Genomic DNA, 21,248 nt, shown 5'->3' with positions numbered 1-21,248 from the left:
CTTACCTGCATCAGGAGTTTTCTATGTCCCGGAATATCGGCGTGATCGGCCTTGGCGCCATGGGCCAAGGCGTTGCGCAGTCGCTGCTGCGCGCCGGCTTCAACGTGCATGCCTGCGACCTGCGGCCCGACGTGCTGCAACGCTTTGCCGATGCCGGCGGCGTGCCGTGCGCGAGCCCCGCCGAACTGGGCAAGCGCTGCGATGTCGTGATCACGCTGGTGGTCAATGCCCAGCAGACCGAGGCCGTGCTGTTCGGCAACGACGGCGCCGCCACGGCGATGCGTCCGGGCACGCTCGTCATCGCGAGCGCGACGGTGCCGCCCGCCTTTGCCGAAGCCCTGGGCCGCCGCCTTGGCGAGCAAGGCATCCTGATGCTCGATGCCCCGGTGTCCGGCGGCGCCGCGCGCGCGGCCAGCGGCGAGATGACGATGATGACCTCCGGTCCCGCCGAGGCCTACTCGCTCGCCGAAGACGTGCTGGCCGCGATCTCGGGCAAGGTCTACCGCCTGGGCGGCACCCATGGCGCCGGCTCCAAGGTCAAGATCATCAACCAGCTGCTGGCCGGCGTGCATATCGCCGCCGCGGCCGAGGCCATGGCGCTGGGCCTGCGCGAAGGCGTGGACCCGAATGCGCTGTATGACGTCATCACGCACAGCGCAGGCAATTCGTGGATGTTCGAGAACCGCGTGCCGCATATCCTCTGCGGCGACTACACGCCGCTGTCGGCGGTCGACATCTTCGTCAAGGACCTTGGCATGGTGCTCGACACCGCGCGCACCAGCAAATTCCCGCTGCCGCTGTCCGCGGCCGCGCACCAGATGTTCATGATGGCCTCAACCGCCGGCCACGGCGGCGAGGACGATTCCGCCGTGATCAAGATCTTCCCCGGGATCGAACTGCCGGCCAGGGCCGACAAGACCGACAAGGCCAACTAAGGCGCAGCGCATCATGACCGCCATCCAAGCGCAAGACCGCCCGCTGCTGGGCTGCATCGCCGACGACTTCACCGGCGCCACCGACCTGGCCAACACGCTGGTGCGCAACGGCATGCGCACGGTCCAGACCATTGGCGTGCCGGACGCCGGGGCCGTGCAGGAGACGGGCCACGACAGGGGCCAAGACAGGGGCCAGGCCGATGCCATCGTGGTCGCGCTAAAGTCGCGCACCATTCCCGCCGCCGACGCCGTAGCGCAATCGCTGGCCGCGCTCGAATGGCTGCGCGCACAGGGTTGCAGGCAGTTCGTCTTCAAGTACTGCTCGACTTTCGATTCCACCGACGCCGGCAATATCGGCCCCGTCGCCGAAGCCCTGCTGGCAGCGCTCGACAGCGACTTCACCATCGCCTGCCCGGCCTTCCCCGAGAATGGCCGCACGATCTTCCGCGGCCATCTGTTCGTGGGCGATGTCCTGCTTAACCAATCGGGCATGGAGCACCATCCGCTCACGCCAATGACCGACGCCAACCTCGTGCGCGTGCTGCAGGGGCAGAGCCAGGGCAAGGTCGGCCTGCTGCGCTACGACGCCGTGGCGCGCGGTGCGAACGCAACCGCCGAGCGCATCGCAGCCCTGCGCGGCGACGGCGTGCGCCTCGCGATTGCCGACGCGGTGTCCGACGCCGACCTGCTCACGCTCGGCCAGGCGTGCGCGGACCTGCCGCTGATCACCGGCGGGTCGGGCATCGCGCTGGGCCTGCCCGAGAATTTCCGCCGTGCGGGCCTGCTGCCGCAGCGTGGCGATGCCGCGTCGGTACCGCGAGTCGACGGCCACGGTGTCGTTCTTGCCGGGAGCGCCTCGCGCGCGACGAACGGCCAGGTTGCACGCTGGCTCGAACAGGGCCGCCCCGCGCTGCGCATCGACCCGCTGGCGCTTGCACGCGGCGAAGCCGTGGTGGATGCCGCGCTCGCCTTTGCCGCCAGCCACGAAGCGCCGGTGCTGATCTATGCGACCAGCAGCCCCGACGAGGTCAAGGCCGTGCAGGCCGAACTGGGCGTGGAGCGCGCGGGCCACCTGGTCGAACAGGCGCTGGCGGGCATCGCCGCCGGGCTGCTTGCACGCGGCACGCGGCGCTTTGTCGTGGCCGGTGGCGAGACCTCGGGCGCCGTGGTGCAGGCGCTTGGCGTACGCGCCTTGCGCATCGGCGCGCAGATCGCGCCGGGCGTGCCCGCGACCGTCACGCTCGATGCGCAGCCGCTCGCGCTCGCACTGAAATCAGGCAACTTCGGCGGCGAGGATTTCTTCGCGCAAGCCCTCGCGCAACTCGGAGGCCAGTGATGCGCCAGGAAAGCAAGCTGCGCGAAGAGATCTGCCGGATCGGCGCGAGCCTCTTCCAGCGCGGCTATACGGTCGGCTCGGCCGGCAACATCAGCGCGCGGCTCGACGATGGCTGGCTGATCACGCCCACCGACGCCTGCCTGGGGATGATGGATCCGGCGGCCGTGGCCAAGGTGTCCAGCGACGGCAACTGGGTCTCGGGCGACAAGCCGTCGAAGACGCTGACGCTTCACCGTGCCATCTATGACAACAACCGCGAGGCCAACGCCGTGGTGCACACGCACTCGACGCACCTCGTGGCGCTGACGCTGGCCGGTGTGTGGGCGCCCGGCGATATCGTGCCGCCGCTCACGCCCTACTACGTGATGAAGGTGGGCCACGTCCCGATGATTCCGTACCACCGCCCCGGCGATCCGGCCGTGGCGGCCCAGGTTGCCACGCTCGCCAGCAAGGTGCGCGGCGTGATGCTGGAGCGGCTGGGCCCGGTGGTGTGGGAGTCCAGCGTCTCGCGCGCGGCCTTCGCCCTGGAGGAACTGGAGGAAACCGCCAAGCTCTGGATGATGATGAAAGACGTGCCGGGCTTCGCCGCCCGCGCCGCGCTCAGCGACAGCGCACTCACCGAACTGCGGGATACATTTCAGGCCCGCTGGTAGCAACCCACTCGACCCACTAATACCGACGCGACCCGAACGCGACTGCCGCCAGGCAGCCGCGCGGAGAACACTCGCGCCCCCGAAACCCGACCGGAGACCACCGTGACCCCGAACCAACCCGCGGCCAGCGTGCCCGCCTACGACAGCCTGGGCGGCAATGCCCGGCTCGACGCCGACGCCCAGATCGAGAAACGCGCCTACAGCAAGGTGTTCTGGCGCATCATGCCGTTCCTGATGCTGTGCTACGTGATCGCGTATCTCGATCGTGTCAACGTCGGCTTCGCCAAGCTGCAGATGGGCCAGGACCTGGCCTTCTCCGAGACCGTGTTCGGCCTGGGCGCCGGGCTGTTCTTCATCGGTTACTTCCTGTTCGAAGTGCCCAGCAACCTGCTGATGCACAAGCTCGGCGCGCGCATCTGGATCGCGCGCATCATGATCACATGGGGCATCGTCTCGGGGCTGTTCATGTTCGTGCAGACGCCGACCCAGTTCTACGTGATGCGCTTCCTGCTCGGCCTGGCCGAAGCGGGCTTCTATCCGGGCGTGATCCTGTACCTGACCTACTGGTACCCGGCCAACCGCCGCGCGAAGATGATCGCGCTGTTCATGTCGGGCATTCCCGTGGCCGGCATGTTCGGCAACCCGCTGTCGGGCTGGATCATGGACGCCTTCAACAACACCCATGGCCTGCGCGGCTGGCAATGGATGTTCGTGATCGAAGCACTGCCGTCGCTGCTGATCGGCGTGGTGACCGTGTTCGTGCTGCGCGACGGCATCGACAAGGCGCCGTGGCTCGACGCCGACGAGAAGCGCGTGCTCAAGCGCAATGTCGAGGAAGACCAGCGCCATGCCGGCGCCGCCTCGGGCAAGCCGCATGGCCACTCGCTCGGTGCCGTGTTCCGTGACGGCCGTGTCTGGTGGATGTGCCTGATCTACTTCTGCTTCGTTACCGGCCAGTATGCGCTGACGTTCTGGATGCCCACGCTGGTCAAGGCCAGCGGCGTCAGCGGCAACCTCAATATCGGCCTGTTGTCGGCGATTCCGTTCCTGTGCGCGATCGTCGTCATGAACATCCTCGGCCACAGCGCCGACGCCCGCAGCGAACGCCGCTGGCACCTGATCGTGCCTGCCCTGATGGGTGCCGCGGGCTTTGCGATCGCGGCCTCGTTTACCGACAATACGACCGTAGCCATCGCCGCACTGTCGCTGGCCGCCGCCGGGGTGCTGACCTGCGCGCCGCTGTTCTGGTCGCTGCCGACCGCGTTCCTGTCGGGCATCGCCGCCGCTTCTGGCATCGCGGTGGTCAACTCGGTGGGCAACCTGGCCGGCTTCGTGTCGCCGTATATGGTCGGTGCGCTCAAGGACATGACGCACAGCACGCAGTTGCCGATGTACGTGCTGTCGGCCATCCTGGTCGTCGGTGCCGGACTCGTGTGGCTGACACCGGCCAGGCTGGTCAACCGCTGACCGGCCCGCATTCAAGACTCACAACCGGAAACCAACCATGCCGCGTTTCGCCGCCAACCTTTCGATGATGTACACGGAACACGACTTCCTGGACCGCTTTGCCGCCGCCGCGGCGGACGGCTTCCGGGCGGTGGAGTACCTGTTCCCGTACGAACACCCGGCCGCCGAACTGCGCGCGCGTCTCGACGCCAATGGCCTCGTGCAGGCGCTGTTCAACGCGCCGCCGGGCGACTGGGCCGCAGGCGAACGCGGCATTGCCGCCCTGCCCGGCCGCGAAGCCGAATTCCGCGCCGCCTTCGGCCGCGCACTGGAATATGCCGGCGTGATCGGCAATGACCGCATCCATGTGATGGCCGGCCTGATCCCTGCCGATGCCGACCGTGCGCGCTGCCGCGCCACCTATCTGGAGAACCTGTCCCACGCTGCCGGTGCCGCGACGGCGCAAGGCATCACCGTGCTGGTCGAGCCGATCAACACGCGCGACATGCCCGGCTATTTCCTGAACCGCCAGGACGAGGGCCAGGCCATCTGCAAGGAAGTCGGCGCCGCCAACCTGAAGGTGCAGTTCGACTGCTACCACTGCCAGATTGTCGAGGGCGACGTTAGCAAGAAGCTGCAGCGCGACTTCGCGGGCATCGGCCACATCCAGATCGCCGGCGTGCCGGAGCGCCACGAGCCGGACCTTGGCGAACTGAACTATCCGTACCTGTTCGACGTCATCGACAACCTGGGCTACCAGGGCTGGATCGGCTGCGAGTATCGCCCGCGTGCCGGCACCTCCGACGGCCTGGGCTGGATCAAGCCCTACCTGAAGCGCTGAACCCACTGAGAAGCATTGCCATGAACGTACTGATTACCGGCGGCGCCGGCTTCCTCGGCCTGCAACTGGCGCGCCTGCTGCTGCAGCGCGGCACCCTGGACCTGGACGGCCGCGCGGCCGCCTTCGACCGGCTGACGCTGCTCGACGTGGCGGCGCCGCAGGGCCTGGACGATGCGCGCGTGCGCGTGGTGACCGGCGACCTGTCGGACCCGGCAGTGCTCGCGCAGGCCATCGATGCCGATACCGGCGCCATCTTCCACCTGGCCGCCGTGGTCTCGGGCCAGGCCGAAGCCGACTTCGAGCTCGGCATGCGCGTCAACCTCGACGCCTCGCGCGCGCTGCTGGAAACCTGCCGGGCGCTCGGCCACCAGCCGCGCGTGCTGTTCACGAGCTCCGTCGCCGTCTATGGCGGCGAACTGCCACCCGTGGTGCAGGACGATACGGCGCTCAATCCGCAATCGTCCTATGGCGTGCAGAAGGCCATCGGCGAACTGCTGCTGTCCGACTACAGCCGGCGCGGCTTCGTCGACGGCCGCGTGCTGCGCCTGCCGACCATCAGCGTGCGGCCCGGCAAACCCAATGCGGCCGCTTCGTCGTTCGCCAGCGGCATCATCCGCGAGCCGCTGGCGGGCGTGGAGGCCAATTGCCCCGTGACACCGGAAACGCCGCTTTGGCTCTTGTCGCCGCGGGCCGCGGTGGCGGCGCTCGTCAACGGTATCGAACTCGATGGCGAGCGGCTGGGCAACCGCCGCGTGGTGAACCTGCCGGGCCTGTCGGTGACGGCCGCGGGCATGGTGGAGGCGCTGCGCCGCGTGGCGGGCGATGCGGTGGCCAACCGTGTTACGTGGCAGCGCGAAGAACGCATCCAGAAGATTGTCGGCACGTGGCCGGCCGCCTGGAACGCGGATCGCGCGCTGTCGCTGGGGTTCCAGAGCGATGCGAGTTTTGATGACGTGATTCGCGCGTATATGGAGGATGCGGGGCTGGCCAGGTAAGTCGTGCGACCTGGCCATAGCCACCGCCCTCAATCCCTCTGAGGACCTGTTCCCTCCCCCGCTTGCGGGAGAGGGAAGCAAGCCGGCGGGATTTCAGTTGGCCACCGGCCTCACCCCGCCGGCTTCACCACCTCATACCCCTCGATGATCTCCCTCACCGACCCCGGAATCGGCGCCGATTTCCGCGACGCCGGATCCGCGCACACATAGACGATCTCGCCCGTGATCAGGTGTTCGTCGCCGCGGTACATCTCCACCCTGAACAGCATGCTGGAGCGCCCCATCCGCGCCATGCGGCCGCGGATGTCCAGCACATCGTCAAAGCGCGCCGAGGCGTGATACTCCAGCGTGGACTTGACCACGAAGATGTCGACGCCGTGCGCGTGCAGCACGTCTTCCGGATAGCGGATGCCGGCATCGCGCCAGTATTCGGTCACGCAGATATCGCAGTAGGTCAGGTAGTGCGCGTTGAAAACGATCGACTGCGGATCGACTTCGGCCCAGCGCACGCGCAGCGGCATGCTGTGGCGGAAATCTTCTTTTGCCATCTGGCTGGTCTCCTTGAATGGGTCTCACATGGCATTCAGGCCGCCAGCCCGCCTGTTGCCGGCGGGATGGCGGCCTGAGCCGTGGTGCAGGAAAACGCCCGCGGAATTACTGCGCCTTGGCCAGGCCCAGCTTCTCGATGATGGCCTTTTCCTTCTTCACCGTGTCCGCGGCAAACTGGGCGTACTGCGTGCTGCTCATGTAGTACGGCTCCATGTCGAACTTGGCCAGCGATTCGCGGTAGTTCGGCATTTCCATGGCCTTCTTGAAGGCGTCATGCAGCTTCTGCACGATCTTCGGGTCGGTCCCCTTCGGTGCCACCAGGCCGAACGGCGAGGCCTGCACGATGCCCATGCCCAGTTCCTTGAGCGTCGGCACATTGGGGAAGCGCGCCGAGCGCTTCTCGCCCCAGGTGGACAGCAGGCGCAGCTTGCCCGATTCCACGTACGGCGCCCAGGCCGGCGTGTCGGCCACCGACATCACATGCCCGCCCAGCAGGGCCTGCATCGATTCCGAGTTGCCCTTGTACGGAATATGCGAGAACTGCACGCCCTGCTTCATCGCCAGTTCTTCCATGGTCAGGTGCAGCGTGGTCATGGTGCCGGGCGAGCCGTAGGTCAGCTTGCCCGGATTGGCCTTGGCGTAGGCGATGTACTCCTGCATGGTCTTGATCGGCGAATCCGCCGGGACCACCAGGCCAAACGAGTAGCCGCCCAGGTTGATGATGTAGCTCAGGTCCTTGACCGGATCCCAGTTGATCTTGGTGGTATACGGCAGTCGATAGACCGGCATGGTCACCAGCGCCAGCGTATAGCCATCGGGCTGGGTGGATTGCATCATCTGGGCCGGCAGCACGCCGCCGGCACCCGGCTTGTTCTCGACGATCACGGGCTGGCCCAGGATCTTCGACGCGTTGTCGGCCAGCACGCGGAACGGGATATCCGTGGAACCGCCTGCCGTATAGCCGATGACCAGGCGGACCGGGCGTTGCGGGAACTTCTCTGCCTGCGCTTGCGCGGGCATGGCGGCGAAACCAAGCGCGGCGGTGGCGGCGGCGAGGCCGGCGCGGGCGATGAATTGGCGGCGTTGCATTTGACGATATCTCCTTGTGCTGCAAGTCACTGCTAGAAATTTTCTGAGATCGGATCGCGCGGTTCGTGCCGCGGCCCGATGCTTTTTATTGCCCGGTGCCAAATGCGGCCCGGAGCGCCGCCACGGCATCGGCATGCGCCTGCGCCACGGCCGGCACGAAGCGGCCCATCTTGAAGAAGTCGTGGATCATGCCAGCATAGTCGGCCAGCGTGACAGTCACGCCGGCCGCCCGCAATTTTTCCGCATAGGCGACGCCCTCATCATGCAGCGGGTCGTAGCCGGCCACGGCGATCCACGCGGGACAGCAGCCACGCACATCGGCACCGGCACCGGCGCCGCCGCCGTCGAGCGGCGCAAAGCGCCAATCGTCGCGGCTGGATTCCTGATCAAGGTAATGCGAAAAGAACCACTGGATCATGTCCCCGGTGAGCAGGTAGCCGTCGGCCAATGCCCGGTGCGACGGCGTGTCCTGCCGGGCGCAGGTGCCGGGATAGATCAGCAACTGCAGGACGGGCGCCAGGCCGCTGTCGCGCGCATGCACGGCGCAGGCCGTGGCCAGCGTGCCGCCGGCGCTGTCTCCGCCCAGCGCAATGCGCTGCGGATCCGCGCCGAGGCGGGCGGCCTCCTCGAACACCCAGTGCAGCACGTCGAACGCATCGTTGGCCGCCGTCGGGAAGCGCCATTGCGGTCCGAGGCGATAGTCCACGGACAGCACCATGCAATCGGCGCGCGACGCCAGCAGGCGGCACAGCGCATCGTGCGAATTCACGCTACCCACCGTGAAACCGCCGCCATGGAAAAACACGAGCAACGGCAGCGGCTCGGCCCAACTCGCCTCGCGCGATGCATACAGGCGCGCCGGAATGGCATGGCCATCGCGTGCGCAGATATGGATATCTTCCACGGCGTGCACCGCGGGCGGCGAGATATCGAGGATGGGCGCGCTCTTCTCGTACGCGATCTTGGCGTCCTCGACGTCCATCGCATGGATGGGCGGCCGCTTGGCGCGCGCGATCAGGTCGAGCAACGCTGCCACTTGCGGGTCGAGCGGCACCGCCGGCATGCCGGGAACAGCGTGGCTTGCGGGCGTGGCGGTCGATGCGGACGATGCGGACGGGACGGCGGACATGGCAGACACTGGATTCGATACAGCCCTGGCGGCCGCCTGGCCGGCATCCGCGGAAATGTTCCTGGCTTCCCCCGGCATCGGGAGAAGCTCGAATTGTGAACGATCGTTCGATTTTAGTATCATGCCAGTGTTTCAGGAAGCGGGCAGTACGAAATAACCCCCATGCATGCGCGCGGCGGGCGTTTCTGGGCGATGATCGACCCATCCAACCCGTTTGGCCAGTCATTCCCAAAAAGCGAAATTCGCGGCGGATCGCCGCAGGAGACAGCGAACCATGGCCTTTATCTATTATCTGACCCACATCCATCTCGACTTCGGCGCGGTGGACCTGCTCAAGTCCGAATGTGAGCGCATCGGCATCCGCCGGCCGCTGCTGGTGACGGACAAGGGCGTGGTCGCGGCGGGCGTGGCGCAGCGCGCCATCGACGCGATGCAGGGCCTGCCGGTAACCGTCTTTGACGAAACCCCGTCCAACCCCACCGAGGCCATGGTGCGCAAGGCCGCGCAGCAGTACCGCGACGCTGGCTGCGACGGCCTGGTCGCGGTCGGCGGCGGTTCTTCCATCGACCTCGCCAAGGGCATCGCGATCCTCGCCACGCACCCCGGCGAGTTGACGACCTACGCGACCATCGAGGGCGGCAGCGCGAAGATCACCGAACGCGCCGCGCCGCTGATTGCCGTGCCCACCACTTCAGGCACGGGCAGCGAGGTGGCGCGTGGCGCCATCATCATCCTCGACGACGGCCGCAAGCTGGGCTTCCATTCCTGGCACCTGCTGCCGAAGTCGGCCATCTGCGACCCGGAACTCACGCTGGGGCTGCCCGCCGGCCTGACCGCGGCGACCGGCATGGACGCCATTGCCCACTGCATCGAGACCTTCCTGGCCCCCGCCTTCAACCCGCCTGCCGACGGCATCGCGCTGGACGGCCTGGAGCGAGGCTGGGGCCATATCGAGCGCGCCACCCGCGACGGCAAGGACCGCGATGCCAGGCTCAACATGATGAGCGCGTCCATGCAGGGCGCCATGGCGTTCCAGAAGGGCCTGGGTTGCGTGCATTCGCTGTCGCACCCGCTCGGCGGCCTGAAGATCGACGGCAAGACCGGCCTGCACCACGGCACGCTCAATGCAGTGGTCATGCCGGCCGTGCTGCGCTTCAATGCCGACGCCCCGACCGTGGTCCGCGATGACCGCTATGCGCGCCTGCGCCGCGCCATGCACCTGCCGGAAGGCGCCGACATCGCCCAGGCCGTTCACGACCTGACCGCCCGCCTGGGACTGCCCACCGGCCTGCGCCAGATGGGCGTCACCGAGGACATGTTCGACAAGGTGATCCAGGGCGCCCTGCTCGACCACTGCCACAAGACCAACCCAAAAGAGGCCAGCGCGGCGGATTATCGGCGTATGCTTGAAGCGTCCATGTAGGCCAGCCTGGCCTTGGCCGGCCCGGGGCGCTCACTCATCCACTGCGGGAGACAGCGAATGAATGGTGAACATTTGCAGGTTGTGCATGGCGACATTACCCGGATGGAAGTCGATGCAGTCGTCAATGCGGCCAACAGCGGCCTGCTCGGCGGCGGCGGTGTGGACGGCGCCATCCATGGTGCCGGCGGACCCGCGATCATGGCGGCGTGCAAGGCCATCCGCGACAAGCAGGGTGGTTGCCCCACCGGCGAGGCGGTGATCACCACCGGCGGGCTGCTGCCCGCACCGTACGTCATCCATGCGGTCGGTCCGGTCTGGCATGGCGGCGCAAGGGACGAAGACGCACAACTGGCCAGCGCCTACCGCAACTGCATCCGGCTGGCCGCGGAACATCATCTGCGCACCATTGCCTTTCCCAATATCAGCACCGGCATCTACGGCTTTCCGCGGGAGCGCGCGGCCGATATTGCCATCCGTGCGGTGCGCGAGGCTTTGGCCACGGCACGCGGCATCGAACAGGTGACGTTCGTCTGCTTCGACGACGAGAACTACAAGCTGTACCGCGAGCGCCTGTCCTGACGGCGTCTATGAGATAGCGCCATCATCGGCCATTGCCACCGCGGCCTGCGCATGCAGCGCGGTGGTATCGAACACCGGCAGCACGCTGTCCCGCGGACTGACCAGCAGTGTGATCTCGGTGCAGCCGAGGATCACGCCCTGCGCGCCGCGCGTCGCGAGTTCGCCGATAATGCGCCGGAATTCCGCGCGCGCCGCCTCGCGAATCATGCCGTGGCACAGTTCGTCATAGATGATGTCGTGCACGATGGCGCGGTCGGCCTCGTCCGGAACCAGGATCTCGATGCCGTGGCGGTCCTGCATCCGGCCGCGGTAGAAATCCTGCTCCATGGTGAAGCGCGTGCCGAGCAGCGCGACACGGCCGATGCCTGCTTGTTGCAGCGCCAGGGCGGTCGGGTCGACGATATGGACGAACGGCACCGACAGCGCCGCTTCGATCGCCGGGGCCACGCGGTGCATGGTATTGGTACACAGCAGCACGAAGTCGGCACCCCCGGCTTCCACCTGCCGGGCAGCCTGCTGCATCAGCACGCCAAGTTCGTCCCAGCGCCCATCGTGCTGCAGCGCCTTGATCTCCTCGAAGCACACCGTGGCCATGATGCTGCGCGCATTGCGGTGCCCTCCCAGGCGTGCTTTCATGCCCTGGTTGATGAGCCGGTAGTATTCGGCGGACGATTCCCAGCTCATGCCGCCGATCAGCCCGATGGTCTTCATTGCCTGCTCCGTGTTGCGCAGGGGGATTGCGCGATATCCTCGCGGCAATCTACCACCCCGGCCTGCCGGCAGACAGGGACAGTTCCCGCGCGGGCGACCCGGCCAGTTACGGCCCGGCAGCCATTCCACCCGCGCGAAAAGCCAGCGCTCGCCGCTACTTCAGCGCGCTGCGTATCAGCCGGTTGACCAGCTCCGGCTGCTCATGCACCACCCAGTGCGTGCCGTCCGGAATGCGCTCCAGCCGCATGTCCGGCACAAACTGGTCGAGCCCGTCGAGCAGCGACTTCGGCAGCGCGCGGTCCCGTTCGCCCCAGATCACGAAGGTTGGCACGCGCACCACGAAAGCGGCCGGATCGAGCCGGGAGATGTCCGGTGGCGGTTCGCCCGGCCCCGGAGGGTGCATCGGCGAAGCCCGGTAATAGTTGACCCCTCCCGACAGCGAGTGCGAATCGCCCTCGCCCGGCTGCGCCCACGCGGCCAGGTACTTCTGCCGCGTCTCGCCGCTGAACCACGGCGCAGGCTGCTCGCCGCCAGCGGTGAGCATGCTTTCCAGCATCGCGAAGTCGTTGGCGGCCAGGACTTCCTCGGAGCCCGGGCGGCGCAGCCAGTTCATGTAGGCCGAGGCCGCCTGCTGCTGCGGATCGGTACACAGCGCTTTCGCGAACAGGTACGGATGCGGCGAATTGATGATCACCAGCTGCTCGACCAGTTGCGGGAACTGGATGGCAAGGTTCCAGCAGATCGCCCCGCCCCAGTCGTGGGCCACGGCGATGCAGCGTTCGTAGCCGAGCGCGGCGACGAATTGCACCAGGTCCTCGACGATATGGCGCGGGCGGTAAGCGTCGACGGCCTCTGGCTTGCTCGACAGGTTGAAGCCGCGCAGGTCCGGTGCCACCGCAAAGTGGGTGCGGCCGAATTCGGCGAGCTGGGCTTCCCATTCAAACCAGAACTCCGGAAAACCATGCACGAACAGCATCAGCGGCTTGCCGCGCTCCCCGGCGCTGGCGTAGTGCAGGCGCGTGCCGTTGGGCAGGCCGGCAAACTGCAGATGGCGGATTACGGCGGGAGCGGTCATGGCGTCCTCCATGCGCGGGCCTCGTTGGGTTCTTTGCGTGGCGTCAGCCGCGCAGCGCGGCAACCAGGCCGGCGCGCACCTCTGGCTTGTCCGCGAACGGATCGCCCGGATTGCGCTGGCCGATGATGTCCTCGAAACGCTGCTGCACGGGTGCGAGGGCCTGCGGGTGCGAATAAATATAGAAGCTTTCCTCGCGGATGGCATCGAAGGTCTTGCGCGCCACGTCCTCGGCCGTAACCTTGCCGGAAGTGACCGCCTTGTCCGTCAGCGCCTGCGACACCAGCTGTGAACGTGTCGGCGGCGCGTCGTTCGCCAGGTCCGTGGGCCGGTTGCGCTGCGACTGGTTGATGCCCGTCGGCACGAAATACGGGCACAGCACCGAGCAGCGCACCTGCCCGGTGACGAGCCCGAGATCCTGGTAGAGCGTTTCGGTCAGCGTCACTACGGCGTGCTTGGAGACGTTGTATACGCCCATGGCCGGCGGGCTGAGCAGGCCGGCCATCGACGCCGTGTTGACGATGTGGGCCTGGTACGTCGGGTCCTGCGCGGCTGCGGCCAGCATCAGCGGCGTGAAGATGCGCACGCCGTGGATCACGCCGTACAGGTTCACGCCCAGCACCCACTCCCAGTCCTTCAGCGAGTTTTCCCACAGCAGGCCGCCCGCCCCGACGCCGGCGTTATTGAACAGCACGTTGACCTGCCCAAAGCGCTCCATGGCCGCGTCGGCCAGCGCCTGCACCTGCTCACCGCGCGATACATCGGTGCGCACGCCGATCACCTCGGCACCTTGCGCCTTCAGTTCGGCCACGGCGGCGTCCAGCGCATCCTGCTGCACATCCGCAAGCACCAGCTTCATGCCAAGCGCCGCGCCGGTGCGCGCAAATTCCTTGCCAAAACCCGAAGCGCCACCCGTGATGACGGCTACCCTGCCTTCGAATTGCTTCATGTCCCTGTCTCCTCTCGCTGTCCACTTCTTACCGTTCTGGCCGGCCGCTTCCGAACCGGCTCAGCGGCCTGCCTGCTTCAACGCCTTCCGCGCCATGCGATCCACCATCGCCGGAGCCAGCAGCTTCATCCACTGTCCGAGCTTGCCCTTCGCCGTCATGACCAGTTCGCGCTTGCGCGCAGTCATGGCGGCCAGCATCTGGCGCGCGCATTCCTGCGCGGTCATGGCATCGTCTTCGCGCAACCGGCTTTCACCGAGCGCCCGGCCGTCGGGTCCGAAACCGTTGACGCGCGTATCCGTCGCCACCACGCCGGGGAACACCACGCAGATATCCACGCCGCTGCCGTGCAGCTCGCAGCGCAGCGCCTCGCAGAAGCCCGCCAGCGCGAACTTGCTGGCCGAATAGGCCGTGCGCCCGGGCACGCCGACCTTGCCGGCCAGGCTCGACACCGCCACCATCAGGCCGCGGCGCGCACGCAGGTGCGGCAGCGCCGCGCGTGTGCACCACATCGCGCCGAAGTAATTCACGCGCATGACCTTCTCGTAGTAGCCGTAGTCGGAAACTTGCTCAAAGTAGCCGTGCGCGGAGACGCCGGCGTTGTTGACCAGTGCGTCCAGCCCGCCGTAGTGCGCGACCACGTCCGCGATCAGCCGCGTGCAGGCCGACTCGTCGGACACATCGGTGCGCCACACCGCGATCTCGGCGTGCGGGTGCATGGCCTGGATGCGGCTCGCCAGCGCGTGCAGCAGTTCCAGCCGGCGCGCAGCCAGTGCCAGCCTGGCACCTTGCTGCGCCAGCAGCATCGCCAGCTCTGCGCCGATGCCGTCCGATGCGCCCGTGATCAGTACCACCCTGCCGGTATACGGGGTCATGGTGTCAGTCCAGCAGGTCGGGCTGCTCTTTGACGATGCGGGCATACAGCGGCTGGAACTGGAACCAGCCCGCCTGCGCGGTGCCGACGATCGAGTAAGCCTGGCGCGCGGCCGCCTCGGAGATGACCTTGAGCGGTGCATTGGTGCGCGCGGCAGCCGCCTCGGCCAGCAGTTGCACCTGGCACGAACGCTCCATCGTGATGAACCACCACGCGGCCTCGTCGACGGTCTTGCCCACCGTCAGCAGCCCGTGGTTCTGCAGGATGGCGGCCTTGTTCGGCCCCAGCGCGTTGGCGATGCGCTGGCCCTCGTCCAGCTCCACCACCACGCCGCCGAAGTCGTCATAGACCGCGTGGTCGTGGTAGAACGCGCAGACGTCCTGCGTGAGCGGATCGAGCGGACGGCCCAGCGTGGACCATGCGCGGCCATAGATGCTGTGCGAATGCGCAGCGGCCACGGCGTCGGAGCGGGTCTGGTGTACGCGCGAATGGATCGCGAACGCCGCCGCGTTGACGGGGTAGTCGCCTTCGACCACGTTGCCGTGATGGTCGCAACGGATCAGGTTCGACACCGTCACCTGGCTGAAATGCACGCCGAACGGGTTGACCCAGAAGGTGTCGGTGAACTCGGGGTCGCGCGCGGTGATATGGCCGGCCACGCCCTCGTCGAAACCGAATTTGGAGAACAACCGGAACGCCGCGGCCAGGCGCTGCTTGCGGTGCAGGCGTTCCTGCGCCGGCGTGTCGAACTGCGGCGGGCGCGGCAGGTTGCGGTAGCGGGCCTTGACCTCTTCGGACAGGCCGGCGCCGATCTCGTCGTCGGGTGCGGGCCGGGCTTGCGGTGCGTTCATGGGTGTCTCCTGTGGTTGTGCTTCTAAGCCTGTCTGCCGGCCGCGCGCGGCCGGCGCCGCCTGTGCCGCTTACACCAGCTTCACCAGTTGCTTGCCGAAGTTCTTGCCCTTGAGCAGGCCCATGAACGCTTCCGGCGCGCTTTCCAGGCCCTGTGCGACGGATTCGCGGAACTTGATCTTGCCCTGCGCGACGGCCGTGCCCAGCTCCTTCAGCGCCTGCGGCCACACGTCCATGTGCTCGGACACGATAAAGCCCTCGATGGTCAGGCGCGACACCAGGATCAGCTGCGGGTTCTTCAGCGGCAGCGGCTGGCCGTCATAGCCCGCGATCATGCCGCACATGGCGATGCGGCCGAACGCGTTCATGCGCGTCAGCACCGCGTCGAGGATGTCGCCGCCGACGTTCTCGAAGTAGCCGTCAATGCCATCGGGCGTGGCCGCCTTGAGCATGGTGTAGAGCTCCTTCGAATCCTTGGCCGCCTTGTAGTCGATACACGCGTCGAAGCCGAGTTCGTTGACCACGTAGTCGCACTTGTCCTGGCCGCCCGCAAAGCCCACGGCACGGCAGCCGGCCAGCTTGGCAAGCTGCCCCACCACGCTGCCGACCGCGCCCGACGCGGCGCTGACCACCACCGTCTGGCCGGCCTTGGGCTGGATGATCTTGTTCAGGCCGTACCACGCGGTCACGCCCGGCATGCCGACCGAGCCAAGGTAGGCCGACAGCGGCAGATGCGTGGTATCGACCGGCTGCATGCCGGTGCCGTCGCTCACGGCCATCTCCTGCCAGCCGAACATGCCAATGACCTTGTCGCCGACCTTGAACCTGGCGTTCTTGCTGGCCACGACTTCGCCGACCGTGCCGCCGATCATCACTTCGTTGAGCGGCTGCGGCACGGCGTAGGACTTGCTTTCGTTCATGCGGCCGCGCATATACGGGTCCAGCGACAGGTAGTGGTTGCGCACCAGCACCTGTCCGTCGGCAATCTGCGGCACGGGCACTTCTTCCAGCCGGAAGTTGGCGGACGTCACCGCGCCTTCGGGACGCGATGCGAGGACGATGCGCTTGAATGTGTTGGACATGGTCGGTTCCTTCCAATGGGAGTTGGAAAACTGCGGACTGCAGGAAACTGCGTGGAAACTGGTCTGCGATGCGGGAGCGGCCACACCGCTCCCGGTGCTTGCGGCGCCGGCGCTCAGCCGTCGGCGCCGGTATCGGTCGCGCCCGGACGCTGCGGCGGCATGCGTCGGATGTACTTGAACGTGCCCGAGCTCCGCGCCACGGTCTTGCCGTCGGCATCGACGATCTCGGCCTCGCAGAACACCATGGTGGTGGTGCGGTGCACGGTGGTGCCGCGCGCGGTCAGGTGGCCGCGCCCCGGCGCCATGAAGCTGCTCTTCATCTCGATGGTGACCACGCCACGGCCATCGGCATCGCTGCTGCGGCCGGCCACCGCCATGGCCACGTCGAGCAGCGTCATGATCACGCCGCCGTGGGCCATGTCCCAGCTGTTCTGGTGGCGATTTTCGATCGGCAGCGAGATCTCGCTGCGTCCGCCTTCCGCCAGGCTGCAGGTCACGCCGAGATCGGCAAGGAAAGGGATATGGCTCAGCGAGCCGGTGTACTGGTTCATGGCAATGCGATTCGGTGTGGGGGATGGTGTGGTGCCGGCGGCTGGCTATGCCGCCGGCACCGGTTCCGCATTATTGCCGCAAACTCCGACGATCGCTCGGACAGTGCGCGGACCGCCGTCAGACCGCGCTGACGCCGCCGTCCACCGCCAGGATCTGGCCGGTGATGTGCTTGCCGGCATCGCTTGCGAACAGCAGTGCGGCGCCCTTCAGGTCTTCGTCGTCGCCAAGGCGGTGCAGCGGCACGCCCGCGCACATGGCATCGACGCCCATGCGATCGAGCGAGCCCTGGGTCATCTTCGACGGGAAGAAGCCCGGCGCGAGCGCGTTGACGGTGATGTTGTGCTCGCCCCACTCGCCCGCCAGCGTGCGCGTGAAGTTGACCACGGCGCCCTTCGAGGTGTTGTAGGCGATGGTCTCCATCGACCCCGGCGGGTTGCCCGAGAGGCCGGCAATCGACGCGACGTTGATGATGCGGCCATAGCGGCGCGGAATCATCGACAGCTTGCCGATGCGCTGGCTCAGCAGGAACAGGCCGCGGATGTTCAGGTTCATCACCTTGTCCCAGGCCTCGACCGGGTGGTCTTCAGCGGGGGCACCCCAGGTGGCGCCGGCATTGTTGACGAGGATGTCGACGTGGCCCAGCCTGGCCAGCGCTTCGTCGGCCAGGCGGGCAATGTCGGCCTCCTGCGCGCCGTCGGCGGCGATCCAGTCGGCTTCGATGCCGCGCGATTTCAGGTGCGCCTGCGCGGCCTGCAGTTCGTCAGCCTTGCGCGCGGACAACACCAGGCGCGCGCCCTGCTCGCCGAGCGCTTCGGCAATCTGCAGGCCAAGCCCGCGCGACCCGCCGGTGATCAGCGCGGTACGGCCCTTCAGATCAAACAATTGCTGGATGGTACGCATGGTTCGGTTCCTAGATGATGCTCGATATTGGGAATGGCGGCGCCGGTCAGAACCAGGCGTCCTGCATGTCCAGCGTGGTGCGATCCAGCGTGGCCAGCAATTCGAGTTGCGGGCCGACCCTGGGCAGCTCCCAGCGCGAGAAGTACGTTGCCGCGGCCAGCTTGCCGCGATAGAAAGTCTCGTCTTCACCGCTGGCGCCGCGTGCCAGCGCGGCCTGCGCCACCAGCGCCTGCTCCAGCCAGATCCATGCCACCACCACGTGGCCGAAGGCCTCCAGGTAGAGGCTGGCGTTGGCCAGCGTCACACTGGCGTCGGCAGCGCTCCACAGCACCTTGGTCACTTCGGCCAGTCGCGTGGCCGCCGCACCCAGCGCGCGCGCCTCGCTGGCCAGCTGCGTGTCGCCGGTGGACAGCGCGCGCTCGCACGTCGCCCGCACGCGCTCCCCCAGCAGCCGGAATGCGGCGCCGTCCTTCATCACCACCTTGCGGCCCAGCAGGTCCAGGCCCTGGATGCCGTGCGTGCCTTCGTGGATCGGGTTCAGGCGGTTGTCGCGGTAGAACTGCTCGACGTTGTATTCGCGGGTATAGCCGTAGCCGCCATGCACCTGGATGGCCAGGTTATTGGCTTCCAGGCACCACTGCGACGGCCAGCTCTTGGCGATCGGGGTCAGGATGTCCAGCAGCAGCGACAGCCGCCCGTGCGCGTCCGCATCCCCGGCGGTCGCCGCGGCACGCTCTTCGTCGACGAGCTTCGCGCAATACAGGTTGAGCGCCAGGCCGCCTTCCACATAGCTCTTCTGTGCCAGCAGCATGCGGCGGATATCCGCGTGCTCGACCAGCCTGACCTGCGGGCTGGCGGGATCCTTGCCGCCGGGGCCGACCGGCCGCCCCTGCGGGCGGTTGCGTGCATAGTCCAGCGCGTGCAGGTAGCCGGTGTATCCGAGCGTCACCGCGCCCAGGCCCACGCCGATGCGGGCCTCGTTCATCATGTGGAACATGCAGGCCAGGCCCTTGCCGGCCTCGCCGACGAGGTAGCCGATCGCGCCGGCCTTGCCGCCCGGCTGGTACTTGATGCCCTCGCCGAAGTTCAGCAGGCAGTTGGTGGTGCCGCGGTAGCCCATCTTGTGGTTCAGCCCGGCGAGCACCACGTCGTTGTGCTCGCCGAGCGAGCCATCGGCATTGACCAGGTACTTGGGCACGATGAACAGCGAGATGCCCTTCACGCCCGGCACCAGCTTGCCGTCCGGGCCGGGAATCTTGGCCAGCACGAGGTGGACGATATTCTCCGACAGCTCATGCTCGCCGGCCGAGATCCACATCTTGTTGCCGCGCAGCCGGTATTGCGCCCCGAGCGGCGATTCGCCTTCGTACTCGGCGCGCGTGGTGACGTCGGACAGCGACGAACCCGCCTGCGGCTCCGACAGGCACATGGTGCCGAAGAAGCGGCCTTCCATCTCCGGCTTGACGAAGGTCTCGATCTGCGCGGGCGTGCCGTGCGTCAGCAGCAGGTTGGCGTTGCCGATGGTCAGGAACGGGTAGGAACTGGTGCCGACATTGGCGGCCTTGAAGTAGGCGAAACCGGCCTTTTCCACCAGCACCGGCAGTTGCATGCCGCCCAGTTCATAGTCCTGCCCGGCGGCCATCAGGCCAGCCTCGCAGAAGGCCTTCAGCGCGGTGCCGACTTCGGGAATGATGGTGACGGTCTCGCCGTCGAATTCCGGTTCGTGCTGGTCGTTCTTCTTGTTGTGCGGCGCGAACAGGTCCGTGGCGATCTTCTCGCAGGTATCCAGCGCCGCGTCGAAGGTCTCGCGCGAGTGGTCGGCGTAGCGCGGAATGCGGCTCAGCTCTTCGGCCTTGAGCCACTCGTACAGGACGAAATTCAGGTCACGGCGGGAAAGGATCAGTGACATGGTGTCTCCGTGCGGCGCGCTGCTTGGCGTACCGCGAATTCTTTTGTCTTGCTGGTGCGCCCGAGGGTGTGAAAACACCCTGTGGAAAGGAAGCAGCCTTGCGCGGTACTGAGTTCGCCAGAACCGCTGGCTTGGGACGGACTTCGAGCGTCACCCTCTCCCGCAAGCGGGAGAGGGTGCAAACAGGCGTCAGCGGTTACAGCACTTCGAACAGACCCGCCGCGCCCTGGCCGCCGCCAATGCACATGGTGACCACCACGTACTTCACGCCGCGGCGCTTGCCTTCGATCAGCGCGTGGCCGACCAGGCGGGCACCCGACACACCGTACGGGTGGCCCACGGCGATGGCGCCGCCGTTCACGTTCAGGCGATCCATCGGGATGCCCAGCTTGTCGGCGCAGTACAGCACCTGCACGGCGAACGCTTCGTTCAGTTCCCACAGGCCGATGTCATCGACCTTCAGGCCCGCCTTCTTCAGCAGCTTGGGCACCGCGAACACCGGGCCGATGCCCATTTCATCGGGCTCGCAGCCGGCCACGGCGAAACCGCGGAACACGCCCAGCGGCTGCAGCCCCCTGGCGGCGGCGACGCGCGCGTTCATCACCACGGCAGCGGATGCGCCGTCCGAGAACTGCGACGCATTGCCGGCGGTGACCACGCCACCCGGCACCGCGGTGCGGATCTTCGACACGGCTTCCAGCGTGGTGTCGCCGCGGATGCCTTCGTCGCGGTCGATGGTCACTTCCTTCGTGACCAGCTGGCCCGTGGACTTGTCGGCCACGCCCGCGAGCACCGTCATCGGCACGATCTCGTCCTTGAACTTGCCCGCTTCCTGGCCGGCGGCGGCGCGCTGCTGGCTGCGCACGCCATACTCGTCCTGGCGATCCTTCGAGATGTTGTAGCGCTTGGCCACGTTCTCGGCGGTCTGGAGCATGTTCCAGTAGATTTCCGGCTTGTTCTTGACCAGCCACGGGTCGGCCAGCATGTGGCGGTTCATTTCCGACTGCACGCAGGAGATGCTCTCCACGCCGCCGGCCACGAAGATATCGCCTTCGTCGGCAATCACGCGCTGCGCGGCCATGGCGATGGTCTGCAGGCCGGACGAGCAGAAGCGGTTCACGGTCGCACCCGGCACGGTGACCGGGCAACCGGCGCGCAGGGCGATCTGGCGTGCGATGTTGGAGCCGGTAGCGCCTTCGGGATTGGCACAGCCCATCAGCACGTCTTCCACTTCGCCGGCCTCGATCCTGGCGCGCGCGATGGCGTGCTGCACGGCGTGGCCGCCCAGCGTGGCGCCATGGGTCATGTTGAACGCGCCCTTCCAGCTCTTGGCCAGCCCGGTGCGGGCGGTGGATACGATGACTGCCTCGTTCATGT

The 21,248-nt window shown here is 67.1% G+C and carries 21 protein-coding genes; 8 read left to right on the top strand and 13 right to left on the bottom strand.

The features are described 5' to 3' along the window. Positions 1-23: 23 nt before the first annotated feature. The 6 genes from ltnD (at position 24) to denD (ending at position 6,206) form a co-directional block, all read left to right on the top strand. Positions 24-935, top strand: coding sequence for an L-threonate dehydrogenase (gene ltnD, locus KHO22_RS16015; RefSeq protein WP_211948133.1), 912 nt, complete (start codon positions 24-26; stop codon positions 933-935). Between the two features lie 13 nt (positions 936-948). Next, a complete protein-coding gene (otnK, locus tag KHO22_RS16010; RefSeq protein WP_211948132.1) occupies positions 949-2,271 on the top strand; it encodes a 3-oxo-tetronate kinase in 1,323 nt (440 codons plus the stop codon). After that, positions 2,271-2,924, top strand: a complete 654-nt coding sequence (otnC, locus tag KHO22_RS16005; RefSeq protein WP_211948131.1) for a 3-oxo-tetronate 4-phosphate decarboxylase — start codon at positions 2,271-2,273, stop codon at positions 2,922-2,924. The genes otnK and otnC overlap by 1 nt, the downstream gene beginning before the upstream one ends. A 102-nt stretch (positions 2,925-3,026) precedes the next feature. Continuing rightward, positions 3,027-4,391: an MFS transporter gene (locus tag KHO22_RS16000; RefSeq protein ID WP_211948130.1), complete on the top strand. Its 1,365-nt coding sequence runs from the start codon at positions 3,027-3,029 to the stop codon at positions 4,389-4,391. Positions 4,392-4,428: 37 nt separating this feature from the next. Next, positions 4,429-5,211 carry a 2-oxo-tetronate isomerase gene (otnI, locus tag KHO22_RS15995; RefSeq protein ID WP_211948129.1) on the top strand — a complete coding sequence of 261 codons (783 nt, stop codon included), beginning with the start codon at positions 4,429-4,431 and terminating at the stop codon, positions 5,209-5,211. 20 nt (positions 5,212-5,231) lie between these two features. Then, positions 5,232-6,206, top strand: coding sequence for a D-erythronate dehydrogenase (gene denD, locus KHO22_RS15990; RefSeq protein WP_211948128.1), 975 nt, complete (start codon positions 5,232-5,234; stop codon positions 6,204-6,206). A 110-nt stretch (positions 6,207-6,316) separates the two neighbouring features. On the opposite strand, the gene KHO22_RS15985 is transcribed toward denD, so the two are convergent. The 3 genes from KHO22_RS15985 to KHO22_RS15975 all read right to left on the bottom strand — a co-directional run bounded on the left by KHO22_RS15985 (position 6,317) and on the right by KHO22_RS15975 (position 8,907). Continuing rightward, positions 6,317-6,754, bottom strand: coding sequence for a YbgC/FadM family acyl-CoA thioesterase (locus tag KHO22_RS15985; RefSeq protein ID WP_211948127.1), 438 nt, complete (start codon positions 6,752-6,754; stop codon positions 6,317-6,319). Between the two features lie 106 nt (positions 6,755-6,860). Continuing rightward, complete coding sequence (locus KHO22_RS15980) at positions 6,861-7,844, bottom strand: tripartite tricarboxylate transporter substrate binding protein (protein WP_211948126.1); 984 nt, start codon at positions 7,842-7,844, stop codon at positions 6,861-6,863. Positions 7,845-7,929: 85 nt separating this feature from the next. After that, positions 7,930-8,907, bottom strand: coding sequence for an alpha/beta hydrolase (locus KHO22_RS15975; RefSeq protein ID WP_420839608.1), 978 nt, complete (start codon positions 8,905-8,907; stop codon positions 7,930-7,932). Between the two features lie 340 nt (positions 8,908-9,247). On the opposite strand from KHO22_RS15975, the gene KHO22_RS15970 reads away from it, so the two are divergent. Together KHO22_RS15970 and KHO22_RS15965 are read left to right on the top strand one after the other, a co-directional pair. Further along, positions 9,248-10,396, top strand: a complete 1,149-nt coding sequence (locus tag KHO22_RS15970; protein WP_211948124.1) for an iron-containing alcohol dehydrogenase — start codon at positions 9,248-9,250, stop codon at positions 10,394-10,396. A 57-nt stretch (positions 10,397-10,453) separates the two neighbouring features. Further along, positions 10,454-10,975: an O-acetyl-ADP-ribose deacetylase gene (locus KHO22_RS15965; protein ID WP_211948123.1), complete on the top strand. Its 522-nt coding sequence runs from the start codon at positions 10,454-10,456 to the stop codon at positions 10,973-10,975. A gap of 6 nt (positions 10,976-10,981) precedes the next feature. Here the strand turns inward: KHO22_RS15965 and KHO22_RS15960 are convergent, their stop codons facing one another. The 10 genes from KHO22_RS15960 to KHO22_RS15915 all read right to left on the bottom strand — a co-directional run bounded on the left by KHO22_RS15960 (position 10,982) and on the right by KHO22_RS15915 (position 21,246). Next, positions 10,982-11,686, bottom strand: coding sequence for an aspartate/glutamate racemase family protein (locus KHO22_RS15960; protein WP_211948122.1), 705 nt, complete (start codon positions 11,684-11,686; stop codon positions 10,982-10,984). 154 nt (positions 11,687-11,840) lie between these two features. Beyond that, complete coding sequence (locus KHO22_RS15955; protein ID WP_211948121.1) at positions 11,841-12,773, bottom strand: alpha/beta fold hydrolase; 933 nt, start codon at positions 12,771-12,773, stop codon at positions 11,841-11,843. Positions 12,774-12,804: 31 nt separating this feature from the next. Beyond that, positions 12,805-13,707, bottom strand: coding sequence for an SDR family oxidoreductase (locus KHO22_RS15950; RefSeq protein WP_211948120.1), 903 nt, complete (start codon positions 13,705-13,707; stop codon positions 12,805-12,807). Positions 13,708-13,767: 60 nt separating this feature from the next. Further along, positions 13,768-14,580: an SDR family oxidoreductase gene (locus tag KHO22_RS15945; RefSeq protein WP_211948119.1), complete on the bottom strand. Its 813-nt coding sequence runs from the start codon at positions 14,578-14,580 to the stop codon at positions 13,768-13,770. A gap of 4 nt (positions 14,581-14,584) precedes the next feature. Beyond that, positions 14,585-15,430, bottom strand: a complete 846-nt coding sequence (locus KHO22_RS15940; RefSeq protein ID WP_211948118.1) for a class II aldolase/adducin family protein — start codon at positions 15,428-15,430, stop codon at positions 14,585-14,587. Positions 15,431-15,499: 69 nt separating this feature from the next. Next, positions 15,500-16,510, bottom strand: a complete 1,011-nt coding sequence (locus tag KHO22_RS15935) for an NADP-dependent oxidoreductase (RefSeq protein ID WP_211948117.1) — start codon at positions 16,508-16,510, stop codon at positions 15,500-15,502. Between the two features lie 113 nt (positions 16,511-16,623). Further along, positions 16,624-17,061, bottom strand: a complete 438-nt coding sequence (locus KHO22_RS15930) for a PaaI family thioesterase (RefSeq protein ID WP_211948116.1) — start codon at positions 17,059-17,061, stop codon at positions 16,624-16,626. A gap of 118 nt (positions 17,062-17,179) precedes the next feature. After that, positions 17,180-17,962, bottom strand: coding sequence for an SDR family oxidoreductase (locus tag KHO22_RS15925; protein WP_211948115.1), 783 nt, complete (start codon positions 17,960-17,962; stop codon positions 17,180-17,182). A gap of 46 nt (positions 17,963-18,008) precedes the next feature. Continuing rightward, positions 18,009-19,871, bottom strand: coding sequence for an acyl-CoA dehydrogenase (locus tag KHO22_RS15920; protein WP_211948114.1), 1,863 nt, complete (start codon positions 19,869-19,871; stop codon positions 18,009-18,011). Positions 19,872-20,067: 196 nt separating this feature from the next. Beyond that, positions 20,068-21,246 carry an acetyl-CoA C-acyltransferase gene (locus KHO22_RS15915; RefSeq protein WP_211948113.1) on the bottom strand — a complete coding sequence of 393 codons (1,179 nt, stop codon included), beginning with the start codon at positions 21,244-21,246 and terminating at the stop codon, positions 20,068-20,070. Positions 21,247-21,248 lie beyond the last annotated feature (2 nt).

Origin of the sequence: Cupriavidus yeoncheonensis, assembly GCF_905397275.1 — a bacterium.
Lineage (GTDB): Bacteria > Pseudomonadota > Gammaproteobacteria > Burkholderiales > Burkholderiaceae > Cupriavidus > Cupriavidus yeoncheonensis.
The sequence above is the reverse complement of the archived record's forward strand: the minus strand, read 5'-3'. Positions and strand labels throughout refer to the sequence as shown.

Coding starts and splice junctions, on each gene's coding strand:
- ltnD (WP_211948133.1), top strand. CDS start 24: ATGTCCCGGAATATCGGCGTGATCGGCCTTGGCGCCATGGGCCAAGGC.
- KHO22_RS15970 (WP_211948124.1), top strand. CDS start 9,248: ATGGCCTTTATCTATTATCTGACCCACATCCATCTCGACTTCGGCGCG.
- denD (WP_211948128.1), top strand. CDS start 5,232: ATGAACGTACTGATTACCGGCGGCGCCGGCTTCCTCGGCCTGCAACTG.
- KHO22_RS15965 (WP_211948123.1), top strand. CDS start 10,454: ATGAATGGTGAACATTTGCAGGTTGTGCATGGCGACATTACCCGGATG.
- KHO22_RS15925 (WP_211948115.1), bottom strand. CDS start 17,962: ATGCGTACCATCCAGCAATTGTTTGATCTGAAGGGCCGTACCGCGCTG.
- KHO22_RS15930 (WP_211948116.1), bottom strand. CDS start 17,061: ATGAACCAGTACACCGGCTCGCTGAGCCATATCCCTTTCCTTGCCGAT.
- otnI (WP_211948129.1), top strand. CDS start 4,429: ATGCCGCGTTTCGCCGCCAACCTTTCGATGATGTACACGGAACACGAC.
- KHO22_RS15960 (WP_211948122.1), bottom strand. CDS start 11,686: ATGAAGACCATCGGGCTGATCGGCGGCATGAGCTGGGAATCGTCCGCC.
- KHO22_RS15940 (WP_211948118.1), bottom strand. CDS start 15,430: ATGAACGCACCGCAAGCCCGGCCCGCACCCGACGACGAGATCGGCGCC.
- KHO22_RS15955 (WP_211948121.1), bottom strand. CDS start 12,773: ATGGAGGACGCCATGACCGCTCCCGCCGTAATCCGCCATCTGCAGTTT.
- otnK (WP_211948132.1), top strand. CDS start 949: ATGACCGCCATCCAAGCGCAAGACCGCCCGCTGCTGGGCTGCATCGCC.
- KHO22_RS15920 (WP_211948114.1), bottom strand. CDS start 19,871: ATGTCACTGATCCTTTCCCGCCGTGACCTGAATTTCGTCCTGTACGAG.
- KHO22_RS15985 (WP_211948127.1), bottom strand. CDS start 6,754: ATGGCAAAAGAAGATTTCCGCCACAGCATGCCGCTGCGCGTGCGCTGG.
- KHO22_RS15915 (WP_211948113.1), bottom strand. CDS start 21,246: ATGAACGAGGCAGTCATCGTATCCACCGCCCGCACCGGGCTGGCCAAG.
- KHO22_RS15975 (WP_420839608.1), bottom strand. CDS start 8,907: ATGCCGGCGGTGCCGCTCGACCCGCAAGTGGCAGCGTTGCTCGACCTG.
- KHO22_RS15935 (WP_211948117.1), bottom strand. CDS start 16,510: ATGTCCAACACATTCAAGCGCATCGTCCTCGCATCGCGTCCCGAAGGC.
- KHO22_RS15950 (WP_211948120.1), bottom strand. CDS start 13,707: ATGAAGCAATTCGAAGGCAGGGTAGCCGTCATCACGGGTGGCGCTTCG.
- KHO22_RS15945 (WP_211948119.1), bottom strand. CDS start 14,580: ATGACCCCGTATACCGGCAGGGTGGTACTGATCACGGGCGCATCGGAC.
- KHO22_RS15980 (WP_211948126.1), bottom strand. CDS start 7,844: ATGCAACGCCGCCAATTCATCGCCCGCGCCGGCCTCGCCGCCGCCACC.
- otnC (WP_211948131.1), top strand. CDS start 2,271: ATGCGCCAGGAAAGCAAGCTGCGCGAAGAGATCTGCCGGATCGGCGCG.